This is a genomic window from Streptomyces sp. AB3(2024), assembly GCF_041862025.1.
Lineage (GTDB): Bacteria > Actinomycetota > Actinomycetes > Streptomycetales > Streptomycetaceae > Streptomyces.
This window is the reverse complement of record NZ_JBGWAB010000004.1, coordinates 70902-85074: the sequence shown is the minus strand read 5'-3', so window position 1 is coordinate 85074 and position 14173 is coordinate 70902. Positions and strand designations below refer to the sequence as shown.

10 protein-coding genes are annotated in these 14173 nt (G+C 71.5%); all 10 read left to right on the top strand.

What is annotated here, in order from left to right:
- The first annotated feature begins 54 nt into the window (after positions 1-54).
- The 10 genes from ACEPPI_RS02870 to ACEPPI_RS02825 all read left to right on the top strand — a co-directional run bounded on the left by ACEPPI_RS02870 (position 55) and on the right by ACEPPI_RS02825 (position 14081).
- Entirely contained in the window at positions 55-1386 is a 1332-nt protein-coding gene (locus ACEPPI_RS02870) for an ABC transporter substrate-binding protein (protein ID WP_373913657.1), read from the top strand.
- Positions 1386-2351 carry a carbohydrate ABC transporter permease gene (locus ACEPPI_RS02865; RefSeq protein ID WP_373913656.1) on the top strand — a complete coding sequence of 322 codons (966 nt, stop codon included), beginning with the start codon at positions 1386-1388 and terminating at the stop codon, positions 2349-2351. Before ACEPPI_RS02870 ends, ACEPPI_RS02865 begins: the two co-directional genes overlap by 1 nt.
- Positions 2348-3235, top strand: coding sequence for a carbohydrate ABC transporter permease (locus tag ACEPPI_RS02860; RefSeq protein WP_373913655.1), 888 nt, complete (start codon positions 2348-2350; stop codon positions 3233-3235). Before ACEPPI_RS02865 ends, ACEPPI_RS02860 begins: the two co-directional genes overlap by 4 nt.
- Complete coding sequence (locus tag ACEPPI_RS02855; protein ID WP_373913654.1) at positions 3232-6000, top strand: AAA family ATPase; 2769 nt, start codon at positions 3232-3234, stop codon at positions 5998-6000. Before ACEPPI_RS02860 ends, ACEPPI_RS02855 begins: the two co-directional genes overlap by 4 nt.
- A 134-nt stretch (positions 6001-6134) precedes the next feature.
- A complete protein-coding gene (locus tag ACEPPI_RS02850) occupies positions 6135-6971 on the top strand; it encodes an alpha/beta fold hydrolase (protein ID WP_373913653.1) in 837 nt (278 codons plus the stop codon).
- A gap of 104 nt (positions 6972-7075) precedes the next feature.
- A complete protein-coding gene (locus ACEPPI_RS02845; protein ID WP_373913652.1) occupies positions 7076-8161 on the top strand; it encodes an LLM class flavin-dependent oxidoreductase in 1086 nt (361 codons plus the stop codon).
- Complete coding sequence (locus tag ACEPPI_RS02840; RefSeq protein ID WP_373913651.1) at positions 8158-8772, top strand: FMN reductase; 615 nt, start codon at positions 8158-8160, stop codon at positions 8770-8772. Before ACEPPI_RS02845 ends, ACEPPI_RS02840 begins: the two co-directional genes overlap by 4 nt.
- A gap of 60 nt (positions 8773-8832) precedes the next feature.
- Complete coding sequence (locus ACEPPI_RS02835; protein ID WP_373913650.1) at positions 8833-11706, top strand: AAA family ATPase; 2874 nt, start codon at positions 8833-8835, stop codon at positions 11704-11706.
- 137 nt (positions 11707-11843) lie between these two features.
- Positions 11844-13091 carry a PucR family transcriptional regulator gene (locus tag ACEPPI_RS02830; RefSeq protein WP_373913649.1) on the top strand — a complete coding sequence of 416 codons (1248 nt, stop codon included), beginning with the start codon at positions 11844-11846 and terminating at the stop codon, positions 13089-13091.
- Positions 13092-13229: 138 nt separating this feature from the next.
- The gene (locus tag ACEPPI_RS02825; RefSeq protein ID WP_373913648.1) at positions 13230-14081 is read left to right on the top strand and encodes an alpha/beta fold hydrolase; all 852 of its coding nucleotides are present in this window, start codon (positions 13230-13232) and stop codon (positions 14079-14081) included.
- Positions 14082-14173: the final 92 nt, after the last annotated feature.

Here is a 14173-nt window from a genome sequence, read left to right as displayed (position 1 = left end):
AGCTTCTGATCGCCCCCGAAGACCCTTCGGCGGGCGATCGGAGGAGCTACACCCATGAGGTTCGGCGCGAGGCTCGCGCTCGCCGTCATCGCCCTCGCCGCCCTTGCCACCGCCTGCGGTGTTCTTCAGGACAGTGGTTCGCAGTCGCACGCCGCGGTGAACTGTGGGCCGTACGCCAGGTACGGCAAGCACCCCGGCACCAAGGTCACCGTCTACGCGGAGAACCGGGACCGCGAGGCCGACCTGTTCGAAGAGACCTGGGCGGACTTCGCGGACTGCACGGGAATCGACGTCCAGTACGAGGGGGACGGGGAGTTCGAGGCCCAGATTCAGCTCCGCGTCGACGGCGGGAGTGCCCCGGATGTGGCGTTCTTCCCTCAGCCCGGGCTCCTGGAACGCTTTGCGCGGGCGGGGAAGCTCAAGCCCGCGAGCGCCGGGGTCGTGGCCCTCGCGAAGCAGGGCTGGTCGGCCGACTGGAACAGCTACGCGACCGTGGACGGCACCCTCTACGGCACACCGCTGGTCGCGAACGTGAAGTCGTTCGTCTGGTACTCGCCGAAGTTCTTCCGCGACAGGGGACTGAGCGTTCCCCGCACGTGGTCCGAGCTGATGGCCGTGACGGAGAAGGTCGCGGCGTCGGGTGTCAAGCCGTGGTGCGCGGGCATCGAGTCCGCCGAGGCGACCGGCTGGCCCGTGACGGACTGGATCGAGGACGTCCTGCTGCGTCAGCAGGGCACGGACGTCTACGGCCAGTGGGTCACCCACACGATCCCGTTCAACGACCCGCGGGTGATCAAGGCCATGGACACCGTGGGGTCCATCCTCAAGAACGACCGGTACGCCAACGGCGGTTTCGGTCCGGCCCGTTCGATGGCGTCGATCTCCTTCCAGGAGGCCGGCACACCGATCCTCTCCGGCGGCTGTGCGATGCACCGCCAGGCCTCGTTCTATGCCGGCATGTGGCCGAAGGGCACCGAGATCGGACCGGACAAGGACGTCTACGCCTTCCTCCTGCCGGGGGCCGACCCGGCCACCCGCCCCGTACTGGGCGGTGGCGTGTTCACCGCGGCGTTCGCCGACCGTCCCGAAGTGCGGGCGTTCCAGGAGTATCTGGCCTCCGCGGACTTCGCGAACGCGCGTATGAAGAAGGGCCCGTTCGTCTCGGCGAACAGGGGCGTGGATCCGGCGAACGCCGCGACCCCGGTCGACAGGCTCTCGATCCAGCTGCTCCAGGACCCCAGGACACAGTTCAGGTTCGACGGTTCGGACCTGATGCCCGCTTCGGTCGGTGCCGGGACGTTCTGGAAGGGATCCGTCGACTGGATCGGCGGCGCGAGCACCCGGCAGGTCGCCGACGCCATCGAACGGTCCTGGCCGAGCCACTGATGTCGTTCGACGCCGTCGCCCAGCAGCCCAAGCTGCTGTACCTGCTCCAGGGCGTCGCCGCCTTCGCGGCGGTGGTCTCCCTGATCCTGCTGGCGCTGCACCGGGGGCCGGTACGGAGAAGGGCCGCGGCCCTGATCCTGCTGGCCCCCGCTCTGCTGCTGCTCACGGTGGGTCTCCTCCTGCCCGGTCTGCGCACCCTGGCGCTGTCGTTCACGGAGAACGGGGGAGACGCGCGGGCCGGCTTCGACAACTACGTGTGGATGGTCACCGACCCCCGGGCGCTGGTGGCGCTGCGCAACACCCTGGCGTGGGTGGTGCTCGTGCCGTTGCTGTCAGCCTCGGTCGGTCTGCTCTACGCGGCGGCCGTCGTACGGTCGCGGTTCAGGGCGTTCGCGCTGTCCCTCGTCCTGATGCCGATGGTGATCTCCTCCGTCGGCGCGGGTGTCGTCTGGAAGTTCGTCTACGCCTACCGTCCCGCGGAGGCCGGGCAGATCGGGCTGCTGAACCAGCTCGTCGTCGCGTTCGGCGGCGAACCGAGGCAATGGCTCGTGGACTCTCCCTGGAACGTCCTGTTCCTCATCGTGGTGATGGTGTGGACGCAGGCGGGCTTCGCAGCCGCCCTGCTGGTCGGCGCGATCAGAGCCGTTCCCGGCGAGCTGACCGAGGCGGCCCGACTCGACGGCGCGTCCCCCCGGCAGATCTTCTGGCGCATCACCGTGCCGTCGATCAGGCCCACGCTGCTCGTCGTGGTCCTCGCCCAGGCGATCGGCACCTTCAAGGCCTTCGACGTGGTCAAGACCATGACCGGCGGACAGTTCGACACGGGCGTCATCGCCCACGAGATGTACGACCAGGCCTTCCGCTACGGCGAGACGGGCCGCGGTGCGGCGCTCGCCGTGCTCCTCTTCGTCCTCGTCACCCCCTTCGTCGCCCACCAGGTCCGGGCACAGCGGAGGACAGCGTGAACGGCGTCCGGGAGCGTCTGGCCTCCCGCGCCTTCACGTCGATCGCCGTGGTGATCGCGGTCCTCTGGACGACACCGACCCTCGGCCTGCTGCTCTCCTCGTTCCGTCCCGAGGAGGAGATCAAGACGACGGGCTGGTGGACCGTGTTCGGTACGCCGCACCTCACGCTCGACAACTACGGCGAGGTGCTGTCCGGCGGCGGGAACGGGTCGGGGCGGCTCGCGGAGTACTTCGTCAACTCCGTCGTCATCACCCTTCCCTCGGTGCTGTTCCCGCTCGTGCTGGCGCTCTTCGCGGCGTACGCCCTGGCGTGGATCGACTTCAGGGGACGGGACGCGCTCGTCGTCGGCATCTTCGCGCTCCAGGTCGTGCCGCTCCAGATGGCGCTCGTCCCCCTCCTGAAGCTGTTCTCCCAGGGCTGGCTGTTCCTGCCCGCGTGGCACCTCACCGGTCCCGCGCGTTTCGGCCAGGTCTGGTTCGCCCACACGGTCTTCGCGCTGCCGTTCGCGGTGTTCCTCCTGCACAACTTCCTGGCGGGGCTGCCCCGGGACCTGATCGAGGCCGCCCGCGTCGACGGCGCGTCGCACGGGACGCTGCTGCTCCGGATCGTGCTGCCCCTGGCCCGCCCGGCCCTGGTCTCCTTCGCCATCATCCAGTTCATCTGGGTGTGGAACGACCTCCTCGTGGCACTGACGCTGTCGGGCGGGACGGCCGAGACCGCGCCGATGACGGTCAGACTGGCGAGCCTGGCCGGGACGTACGGCAACGAGTGGCAGCGGCTCACCGCAGGAGCCTTCGTGGCGGCGTTCGTCCCGCTGCTCGTCTTCTTCTCCCTCCGGCGGCACTTCGCGCGCGGACTGCTCGCCGGATCGGTCAAGGGATGAGCCCCGACCGGCCCGGGGGAGAAGGCCGGGCGGTGCCCGGGAGCGCGGGGCTGAGCCGGCCCGGGCTGCGGGGCCGCGAAGCCGAGCTGGAGCGGCTGCGCGCCCTGGTCGAGGCGGTGCGCGACGGCGAGGGAGGAGCGATCGCGCTGCTCCTGGGCGAGCCCGGGATCGGAAAGACCGTACTGATGCAGGAGACCGTCTCGATCGCGCGGGCCCACGGGTTCGTCGTCAGCCATGGACGCGCCGAGGAACTGCACGCGCTGGCACCGCTCGCCTCACTGGCCTCCGGCCTCCTGCACGGTGACCCGCCACTGCTGTCCAGCACGGACTTCGCAGACCTCGCGGGCCATCACGACCAGCGCATCTGGCTCGTCGAACGACTGGCCCAGCTGATCGAGGAACGCTCGGCGGGCACACCCGTGCTGATCGCGGTCGACGACGTCCAATGGGCCGACCCGCTGAGCCGGTTCGCCCTGAGCGTCATGCCGGCACGGCTGCTCAGCTCCCCGGTCCTCTGGCTGCTCACGGGCAGGAACGACCCGGAACCGTACGGGCAGGGGCCGCGGACGACGACCCTCCCCCTCCGGCCGCTGTCCGACACGGCCCTGGCCGAGCTGGCACGGGACGTCCTCGGCGGGGACGTCCCGACGCAGGTCGCGGAACTTCTCGACGGGGCGGGAGGCAACCCCTTCCTCGCCGCCGAGATGCTCACGGGCATCGCGGCGTCGGGCGCGGAGGCGCCGGAGCCGCCGGAGCGGCTGGTCCTCGGTGTACGCGACCGGCTGGCCGACCTCCGGCCGGACACCCTCCACTTCCTGCGGATCGGCTCGGTCCTCGGCCGCGCGTTCTCGCTCGCGGACGCCGCCGCCCTGTGCGGCCGGCCCGCCTCCGGACTCAGCGCCGAAGTGGACGAGGCGAGAGCCGCCGCCCTCCTCCACGACGACGGCGAACGTCTCCTGTTCCGCCACGACCTGCTCCGGCAGGCGGTGTACGCCGATCTCGCCCCCTCCGTACGCCGGGCGCTCCACCGTGAGGCCGCGAGCCGGCTCGTCGCGGCGGGCCGGAGCTCCACCGACGCGGTCCCGCATCTGCTGAAGAGCGCCGAATCCGGCGACCAGGAGGCGATCGGGCTGCTCGGCACGGCCGCCACGGCCGTGATCGCCGTGATGCCCGACCTCGCCGCCGACCTGGCCGTACGCGCCCTGGAACTCGTACCGCCCCATGCGCCCATGGCGTTCGACGTGGGAGAACGGGCCATCGTCGCGCTGACCCGCGCGGGCCGGTACACCCAGGCACGGGACACCGGCGACACGCTGCTCGCCCGGCAGCCGCCCCTGGACGTCTTCGCCCGTCTGCAGTCCGTACTCGGCGACGCGCTGTGGCACCTCGACGACGTCCACCAGCTGACCCGCCGCTCGACGGCAGCACTGGCAGCCGTCACCGACCCGACGATCCGCGCCCGGCTCACCGCCCGGCAGGCCCTCGCCCGGTCCCGCGGGCGCGACCTCGGGGCCGCTCGCGAGACCGGCGAACGGGCGCTCGCCGAGGCGGAGCGGTCCGGTGACCGGGAGGCCCGTGTCCTCGCGTTGTGGTGCCTCGGTGAGATCGCCCTCAACGCGGGCGACTGCGCCGCCGCCGTCGAACACCACACGGCACTGAGCGTGTTCGACACGGCCTTCCTGCCCGAGGAGGCCGTCGCCCGGATCCACATGGACGACTTCGACACCGTACGGCGACTGCTCCGGACGGCCGGCGACGCTCCCCTGCGCCCCGCCATGCTGATCTGGGCCCAGGGAACCCTGAACATGGGGCTCGGCCGGCTCGACGACGCGGACGCCGACCTCGTCACCGCCGAGCGGCTCGAAGCGGACCTCCACGTGCCCGGCAACCTGGTCAACATCCGCGTCAACCGGGGCCTCCTCGCGATGCTGCGCGGCGACCGCGATGCCGCACGGGAACACCTGGACGTCGTGCGGGCGGCCGTGGCCGAGCGGCCGAACACGGGCAACCACGCCGCGCACCAGTACTTCGAGGCCGTCGTCACCGACGCCGACGGCGACCACGCGGCAGCGGCCGAACTGGTCCGATCCGCGCAGCGTGACCATCCCTTCCTCCGATGGCGGCTCCTGCGCCCCCATGTCGTCCAGGCCGTGCGGATCGCCCTGCGCGGCGGGGACCGGAACCTGGCCGAGGACCTCGAGGCCCAGGTGGCAGAGCACGCCACCCGCAACCCTTCCGTGCCGACCGTACAGGGGACGGCCGCCCACGCGGCCGGCCTGGCGAACGCCGACCACGGACTCCTGGAGCGGTCGGTGCGCATCCTCCTCACCGGCCCCCGGCCGCTGCCCCTCGCCGCCGCATCCGCCGACCTCGGGCGCGCGCTCCTCACAGCAGGCGACCCCGCCGCGACACTCGCCCTGACCAGGGCCCACGACATCTACGCCCAGGCGGGGGCCGATGCCGAGGCCGACCGGGTCCGGGCCGATCTGGAACGGGCCACAAGCCGCTCCGGCCGGCGCACCGGAAGCCTCCGGCCGCGCCCCGCCCAGGGCTGGGACGCGCTCACGGCCTCGGAACGCAAGGTGGCCCGGCTGATCGCCGCGGGCCACACCAACCGGTCCGCCGCGGAGGCCCTCGTCGTCTCCCCGCACACGGTCAACACCCATCTGGCGTCGATCTTCCGCAAGCTCTCGGTGCGCTCACGGGTCCACCTGGCCCGGATCGCGCTTGCGGAGGGCGACACCGCAACCGCCACCGGCGGCTGAGTGACCTCTGCGCCCCCGTGCAAGGTGTGGTGCGCGGTACGGCAACAGGAGGTGCGGGACCGGTCCTAGCGTGACGGGCACACCGCGCCGCTTCGACGCGCGGACCAGCCGACCCGAATCGAGGAAGCATCCCCATGCCGTACATCACCGTGGGCCAGGAGAACACCAACCCCATCGAGCTGTACTTCGAGGACCAGGGTGGCGGGCAGCCCGTCGTCCTCATCCACGGCTTCCCGCTCGACGGCCGTTCCTGGGAACGCCAGAGCGCCGCGCTGCTCGACGCCGGCTACCGCGTGATTACGTACGACCGCCGCGGATTCGGGCAGTCCTCGCAGCCGACCACCGGCTACGACTACGACACCTTCGCGGCCGACCTGAACACCGTGATGGAGACCCTCGACCTGAACGACGCCGTCCTGGTCGGCTTCTCCATGGGCACCGGCGAGGTCGCCCGCTACGTGTCCACGTACGGCTCCGGCCGGGTCGCCAAGGTCGCCTTCCTGGCCTCGCTCGAGCCCTGCCTGCTCCAGAGCGACGACAACCCGGACGGCGTCGCCCCGAAGGAGTTCTTCGACGGCGTCGTCGCCGCCGTCAAGGCCGACCGCTACGCCTACTACACGGCCTTCTTCAACGACTTCTACAACCTCGACGAGAACCTGGGCACCCGCATCAGCGAGGAGGCCGTCCGCAACAGCTGGAACACCGCGGCCCGGGGCGGCTCCTTCGCCGCGTCCGCCGCGCCGGCGACCTGGTACACCGACTTCCGCGCCGACATCCCCGCGGTCGACGTGCCGGCCCTGATCCTGCACGGCACCGCCGACCGCATCCTGCCGGCCGAGGGCACGGCGCGCCCGTTCCACAAGGCGCTCCCGTCGGCCGACTACGTCGAGATCGAGGGCGCCCCGCACGGTCTGCTGTGGACCCACGCCGAGGAGGTCAACACCGCCCTCCTCGCCTTCCTGGCGAAGTGACGCCGCACCGTTGACCCGCCGGGCGACGCCGGAGCCCCCGGCGTCACCCCGGCCCCCGGTTCCCCGGCGCGGGAACCGGACGAGCTCAGGAGAGCAGACGCCCCATGCAGTTCGGCATTTTCACCGTCGGGGACGTGACCCCCGACCCCACCAACGGTCGCACTCCGACCGAACGCGAGCGCATCAAGGCGATGGTCGCCATCGCGCTCAAGGCCGAGGAAGTCGGCCTGGACGTCTTCGCGACCGGCGAGCACCACAACCCGCCGTTCGTACCGTCGTCGCCGACCACCATGCTCGGCTACATCGCCGCCCGCACCGAGAAACTGATCCTGTCCACCTCCACGACGCTGATCACCACGAACGACCCGGTGAAGATCGCCGAGGACTACGCGATGCTCCAGCACCTGGCCGACGGCCGGGTCGACCTCATGCTGGGGCGCGGCAACACCGGTCCGGTCTACCCGTGGTTCGGACAGGACATCCGCCAGGGCATCAACCTCGCCAAGGAGAACTACGCGCTGCTGCGCCGGCTGTGGCGCGAGGACGTCGTGGACTGGGAGGGCACCTTCCGTACGCCGCTCCAGGCCTTCACCTCGACACCGCGGCCCCTGGACGGCGTCCCGCCCTTCGTCTGGCACGGCTCCATCAGGTCCCCCGAGATCGCGGAGCAGGCCGCCTACTACGGCGACGGCTTCTTCCACAACAACATCTTCTGGCCGGCCGACCACACCAGGCGCATGGTGCAGCTCTACCGGCGCCGGTTCGCGCACCACGGCCACGGCCGGCCGGAGGACGCCGTCGTCGGCCTGGGCGGACAGGTCTTCATGCGCAAGAACTCCCAGGACGCCGTACGGGAGTTCCGGCCCTACTTCGACAACGCTCCCGTGTACGGCCACGGCCCGTCGCTGGAGGACTTCACCGAGCAGACCCCGCTGACGGTGGGCTCTCCCCAGCAGGTCATCGAGCGGACCCTGTCGTTCCGGGAAGCCGTCGGCGACTACCAGCGCCAGCTGTTCCTGATGGACCACGCGGGCCTGCCCCTGAAGACCGTCCTTGAACAGCTCGACATCCTCGGCGAAGAGGTCGTGCCAGTGCTGCGGAGGGAATTCGCCAAGGGGCGTCCGGCCGACGTGCCGGAGGCTCCCACGCACGCGTCCCTTCGAGCCGCCCGGGAGGTGTCCGCCGCATGAAGCTGATCGTCGTCTCCGCGGGGCTGAGCACCCCCTCCTCCACCCGCCTGCTCGCGGACCGGCTGGCCGAGGCGGCCCGCGACGAACTCGCCGCCCGGGGGCAGGCGCCGTCGACCGAGGTCGTGGAGCTGCGGGAACTGGCCGGCGACATCGCCAACCACCTCGTGACCGGCTTTCCGCCGCCGCGACTGAGCGCCGCGATCGACGCGGTGACGGCGGCCGACGGCCTGATCGTGGTGACTCCCGTGTTCGCGGCTTCCTACAGCGGTCTCTTCAAGTCCTTCTTCGACGTGATCGATCCGGACGCCCTCTCCGGGAAGCCGGTCGTGATCGCGGCGACGGGCGGTACCGCCCGCCACTCCCTGGTCCTTGAGCACGCCGTGCGCCCGCTCTTCGCCTATCTCCGCGCCGTCGTCGTCCCCACCGCCGTGTTCGCGGCGTCCGAGGACTGGGGCTCGGGGGGAGACGAGTACACCGACGGCCTTCCCGGCCGCGTCCGCCGGGCGGGCGTCGAGCTCGCCGCGCTCATGGCGGCGCGCCCGGTCGGTGAAGAGCCCGAGGACGACGTCACCGTCCTCGAACGGCAACTCGCCGACCTGCGCTTCGACTGAGACGGGCCCCTGGGCCGGGCGACGGCGAGGTGGTTCATATGGTTCATACTGTTCCGCCGTATGAGCGTGAACCGAGTGACCACAAGGACCGTGCCCGAGGAACTCGCGGGTGTACGGACGCCCCTCCGCGGCAGGGACGCCGAACTGGCGTTCATGGAGGCACGGCTCGACGCGCTCGACCGGGGCGAAGGCGGGATCATCCGCGTCGAAGGCCCCGTCGGCATCGGCAGGTCCAGGATCCTCGCGGAGTCCGCGGCAGCCGCGAGGCGGCGCGGGACGAGGGTGTTCGAGGGAGCGGCGGACCCCGACGAACAGTTCGTGCCGCTGGGCCCGCTCCTCGACGGTCTGCTCTCCGGCGAGGAACCGCTGTCGGGCGCCGTCCGTCTCAGGGACCTCGCCACGACGCCCGGCCAGCGCTTCTGGCTGCTCCAGGAACTGGGGGACCGCCTGCGGGAGACGGCTCGAAACGGCCCCCTGCTCGTCGTCCTCGACGACCTCCAGTGGTGCGACGACCTGACCCTTCTCACCTTCAACACCCTCGCGGCCGGACTCTCGTCGTACGCCATCCTGTGGCTGGTCGCCGTGCGCGGCGGCAGCGTGCCGTCGGGAGTGCGCACGACCCTGGACCGGATCCGGCGGGCAGGCGCACACGAGCTGGCGCTGGGAGCGCTGGACGACCAGGCCACCACACGGATCACCGAGGACGTCCTCGGCGCCGCTCCCGACCCGGACGTCCTCCGCGTCGCCCGCCGCGCCGAAGGAGTCCCGCAGCTGCTGGTCGAGCTGCTCGGCTCGCTGCGGGAGGCAGTGACGATCGAGAACGGCACGGCCAGGCTGTCGGCCGGACCACCCGCCCCACGGGAACTCCCCTCGGTCGTGCGCCGCCTCGACCAGCTGTCCGACGAGGCACGGGAGCTGGTGCAGACGGCGGCCGCCATGGGCGGCCCGGTTACCGTCGCGCTGCTGGCCGAACTGCTCGGCAGGCCCTCGGCGGCGCTCATCACAGCGGTACGGGAATCCCTCGACGCCGATCTGCTCACCGAAAACGGAGATCGCCTCGCCTTCCGCCACGACCTGATCCGCGAGGCGGTGGAAGCCGGCCTCCCGCTGCCCCTGCGTCAGGCCCTGCGTGGTCAAGCCGCCCAGCTGCCGCCGGGGAGCGCGGCCTCCCCCGTCGAGGGTCCCGGGCCTTCGACGGGGAGAGCACCGGCAGATGCGGCGGAGGCCGGGAGAGCGGGGCCGGGAGACGCGGCGGAGGCCGACCGGCTGCGCACCGCCGCGGCGGAACTCGCGGCCACCGCTCCCGGACCCGCTGCGGAACGCAGCCTCAAGGCCCTGGAACTCACCGCGGCGGACGCTCCGGAGCGGCCGAGGGTCATCGCCGAGACGATCCCGCTGCTCTGGCAGACGGGTCGGGCCGCCCAGGCGCGTGAGCTGGGAGCCTCCGCCCTGGCGACCGGCGGTCTCGGACCTGAGGACGAGGCGCGCATACGCCTTGCCCTGGCACGCCTCGCCGCACCGTTCGACTTCTCCGAGGCGGTCCGGCAGGCCCGCGCCGGGGCGGCAGTGCCCGGGATCCCCGTGGACGTGAGGGGGCGACTGCTCGCCATGCTCGCCGTCGGCCTGTCGATGTCGGGCGAGCACTCGGCGGCCGAGCAGGTCGCCGCGGAGGCGTGGGAGACCGCAGCGGCAGCGCGGGACCGCTCCGCCGAGGCCACGTTGACGACGGTCCGCTCGGCCGTGAGTTTCCACCGCATGGACTTGACCGAGGCGTTCCGGCAGGCCGAGCGGGCCGCCGCGCTGGCCGACGCCCTGGGCGTCAGCACCTCGCTGTGGGTTCCGGAGGCCTTGTGGCACGCTCTCCTGTCGAACACCACCGGGCGCTCAGCTGAGGCGCTCGCCGCCGCTGAGGACGGCATCCGGATCACCAGGGAGCAGGGCCGGACGGCGGCCACCCGTATGTGGCTCATGACCAGGTCCCGCATCCTTCTGGAGGCCGGACGGCTGACGGACGCCCGGGCCGACGCCGAAGCCGCGTCCGCGACGACCGACGATCTCGGCCCGGGAAACTTCGCCGACGTCACGCTCCGGTACGTGATGATGCGCGTCGCCCTCCACACCAACGACCAGCAGACCGCACGAACGTACGCGGCGGAGGCGAGGCGCATGCGGAGCGACGGCGCACCCGTCGTCCGGCACTTCGGCTCCTGGATGCTGGCACTGATGGCCGACTTCGAAGGCCGGCCCGACCGTGCCATGGCCGAACTCGACGAGGTGATGACGTCGCCCGCCGCGGACCGGCCGGCTTACGCCGGCTTGGTCGACCCCGCCGATGCCCCGTTCCTCGTCCGCCTGGCGCTGCGTGCCGGCGCGCACGAACGGGCCGCGCAGGCAGTGGCCCTGGCCGAGCGACTGGCCGTGCTCAACCCCGACCTCACGTTCCTCACCGCCACCGCCGCGCACGCCCGGGGGCTCCTCGACAACGACCTCGCCCCTCTCGTACGCGCGGTCCGGCTGTACGAGGACTGCCCTCGGCCGTTGGCCCGGGCATCGGCACTGGAGGACACCGGACGCAAGCTGGCGGCCACCCGCACGTCCGAAGCGGTGCCGTACTTCGACACGGCCCTCGCGCTCTACGCGCGAGCGGGCGCCGAGCGGGACGTCGCACGCGTCCGCCGGCGCCTGCGGGCCGTTGGTGTCCGCCGTCGGCCCTCGACGGCCGGACTCTCCGGTGCATGGCCCGAGCTGACGGCCGCGGAGGTACGGGTGGTACGGCTCGTGGCCCGAGGGCTGACCAACCAACAGGCGGCCGAGAACCTCTCCCTCTCGCCGCACACGGTGAGTTCGCACCTGCGCCGGGCCTTCACCAAGCTGGACATCACCTCGCGCGTGGAGCTGACCCGGCTGGTGAAGCATCGCGACAGCGGAGAGTAGTCGCTTCGTATCCCACGTGGGCACCATCGCAATGGACGATTCGTGTGATGTGCCGTCGTCGCCGTTTCCTCAGAATGATCAACAGCCGCGGAATGGAGAAGTCCGCGGGGAACCGTTGGTCGAGAGAGGAACAGCGCATGACCGTAAGGCTCCAGCGAGCCCGCCCCGGCAGCCCCGAGCTCCAGGCGCTTGTCGACGAGCTCGCGGAGCGGCTCGGCCGGTCCGTCGCCGTCGACGACCCGCTGGTCCGCATGGTCTGCACGAGCCGCCACTTCGGCGACGAGGACCCGGTCCGCATCGGCACCCTGTTGCAGGGCCGTGCCGACAACGCGGCCATCCGCTACGTCCTCGCCCAGGGCGTGACCCAGTGGTCCCGAGCCGGATTCATCGATGGCCGTGACGACCTCGGACTGCTGCCCCGATACGTCGTGCCCCTGCGCGAGCGCGGGCATCTCCTCGGACTGCTCCTGGTGGTCGCGCCCGAGAAAACGCTCCCAGAGGACGAGACACGTGCCATCGCCCGGGCCGCGGACGCCATGGCCGCCCAGATGCACGGAGAGCACATCGCCACCGACACCCGGAGGGCCGAGGAGCGGGACCTCGTCCTCGAACTCGTCGGCACCGACGTCGCCGCCCGTAGCACCGCACGGCGGCGGGGCAAGGAACTCGGACTGCTCGGAGCAGCCGAGCACGTCCTGGTCACCGTCGTCCAGCTGAGCTGCGCGACGGAGCTGGTGCGGCAGTCCGAGGCGGCCCTGTGGGGGGCGCTGGAGGGGTTCAGGCAGACGCGTTCGGCCACGGGCCTCATCGCGATCGGCAAGGAGCGGGCGACACTGCTCCAGCTGCGCGACCGCCCGCCCGGCCAGGACGAGGTCACCGCACAGTCCGCTCGCATCCTGGACGAACTCCGCACCTTCCTGGATCCGTCGGCTGCCCCCGTGATCGGCGTCGGCGGCCGGCACCCCGGCCTGGACGACGCATGGACGTCGTACGAGCAGGCGCTCGTGGCGGCACGCGCGGCACGCCGACTGCCCACCCTGAAGAGCGTCGGCGACTGGGAGCTGCTCGGGGAGCTCGCGGTGTTGCTCCAGCTCCCCGAGCACGCCCTGAACGCGTCTTTGGTTCCAAAGCCGCTCCGTACCCTGAGCGACACTCATGGCGGCGACCGCCTGCGGGACACCCTGCGCTGCTTCCTCGAATGCGCGGGATCGATTCCGCGGACCGCGGACACGCTGGGAATCCACCGCACCTCGCTCTACTACCGCCTGCGCCAGATTCAGGAGATCACCGGACTCGACCTCGACGACGGCGCCCAGCGGCTCACCCTGCACCTCGGCCTCAGGATCGAGGAACTTCTCGCCCCGGGCGGCGACGGGGCCGTCTGACCACGGACTCGCTTCGACAAAGCGAGGAGGATCCACGGCCCGATTCCTACAGCTCGCGGTGGTGCGGGCGGCGGGCCCCACTCGATGATGTTCGGGACGGGCGGGACTGATGTACCGCCTCTGACCAGGGGAGAGGTCATGAAGGAACTGATCACGACGGACGGCGCACGGCTGGCGTACCAGGACACCGGCGGCCAGGGCGTCCCGCTGGTGATGCTGCACGGCTGGGGGCAGACGCAGGCGATGTTCCGCCACCAGATCGAGGGGTTGGCGCCCGGCCGTCGCGTCGTCACCGTCGACCTCCGCGGCCATGGGAAGTCCGGCAAGCCGCGTCACGGCTACCGCATCGCCCGGCTCTCCCGCGATGTGCTCGAACTCGTCGACCATCTCGGTCTTGACCGTTTCGACGCACTGGGCTGGTCCATGGGTGTCTCGGTGTGGTGGAGCTTCATCGACCAGTACGGGACCGGACGGATCCGGCGCTTCGTCGCCGTCGACCAGCCCGCGGCGGTCGCCGCCGTGCCCTGGATGACCGAGCGGGAACAACGGGACTCCGGTGCCATCTTCGATGTGTCGGGGCTGTTGTACCTGGGTGCGGCCCTCGCGGGGCCGGAGGGCGACGCGGTCCGCGCCGACTTCGTGCGCGGCATGTTCTCCGGCGAGCCCGACCCCGAGGTGCTGGCCTTCGTCGGCGAGGAGATCCGGTCGACACCCGCCTACGCGGGCGTGCCGCTGCTGTTCGACCACTGCGCGCAGGACTGGCGCGACGTGCTTCCCCGGATCGATGTGCCGACCCTGGTGATCGGCTGTGAGGGAAGCCATGTCCACCCCGATTCGCAGCGCTTCGTCGCCGAGCGGATTCCCGGTGCACGCCTGCACGTCTTCGCCTCCGACGTGGCGAGCTCGCACTTCCCCTTCCTGGAGAACCCGCCGGCCTTCAATGCCGTGGTGGAGAAGTTCCTGGCCGAGGAGCCGGCGAACGGGGTGTGAACCCGCCCTCCGCCCGCACGCACCTACGGCCAGGAATCCCCATGACCCTCACACTGATGTCACGTGCGCCCCAACGCGTGCCCCGGCAAGCG

Coding starts and splice junctions, on each gene's coding strand:
- ACEPPI_RS02870 (WP_373913657.1), top strand. CDS start 55: ATGAGGTTCGGCGCGAGGCTCGCGCTCGCCGTCATCGCCCTCGCCGCC.
- ACEPPI_RS02865 (WP_373913656.1), top strand. CDS start 1,386: ATGTCGTTCGACGCCGTCGCCCAGCAGCCCAAGCTGCTGTACCTGCTC.
- ACEPPI_RS02855 (WP_373913654.1), top strand. CDS start 3,232: ATGAGCCCCGACCGGCCCGGGGGAGAAGGCCGGGCGGTGCCCGGGAGC.
- ACEPPI_RS02850 (WP_373913653.1), top strand. CDS start 6,135: ATGCCGTACATCACCGTGGGCCAGGAGAACACCAACCCCATCGAGCTG.
- ACEPPI_RS02845 (WP_373913652.1), top strand. CDS start 7,076: ATGCAGTTCGGCATTTTCACCGTCGGGGACGTGACCCCCGACCCCACC.
- ACEPPI_RS02840 (WP_373913651.1), top strand. CDS start 8,158: ATGAAGCTGATCGTCGTCTCCGCGGGGCTGAGCACCCCCTCCTCCACC.
- ACEPPI_RS02835 (WP_373913650.1), top strand. CDS start 8,833: ATGAGCGTGAACCGAGTGACCACAAGGACCGTGCCCGAGGAACTCGCG.
- ACEPPI_RS02830 (WP_373913649.1), top strand. CDS start 11,844: ATGACCGTAAGGCTCCAGCGAGCCCGCCCCGGCAGCCCCGAGCTCCAG.
- ACEPPI_RS02825 (WP_373913648.1), top strand. CDS start 13,230: ATGAAGGAACTGATCACGACGGACGGCGCACGGCTGGCGTACCAGGAC.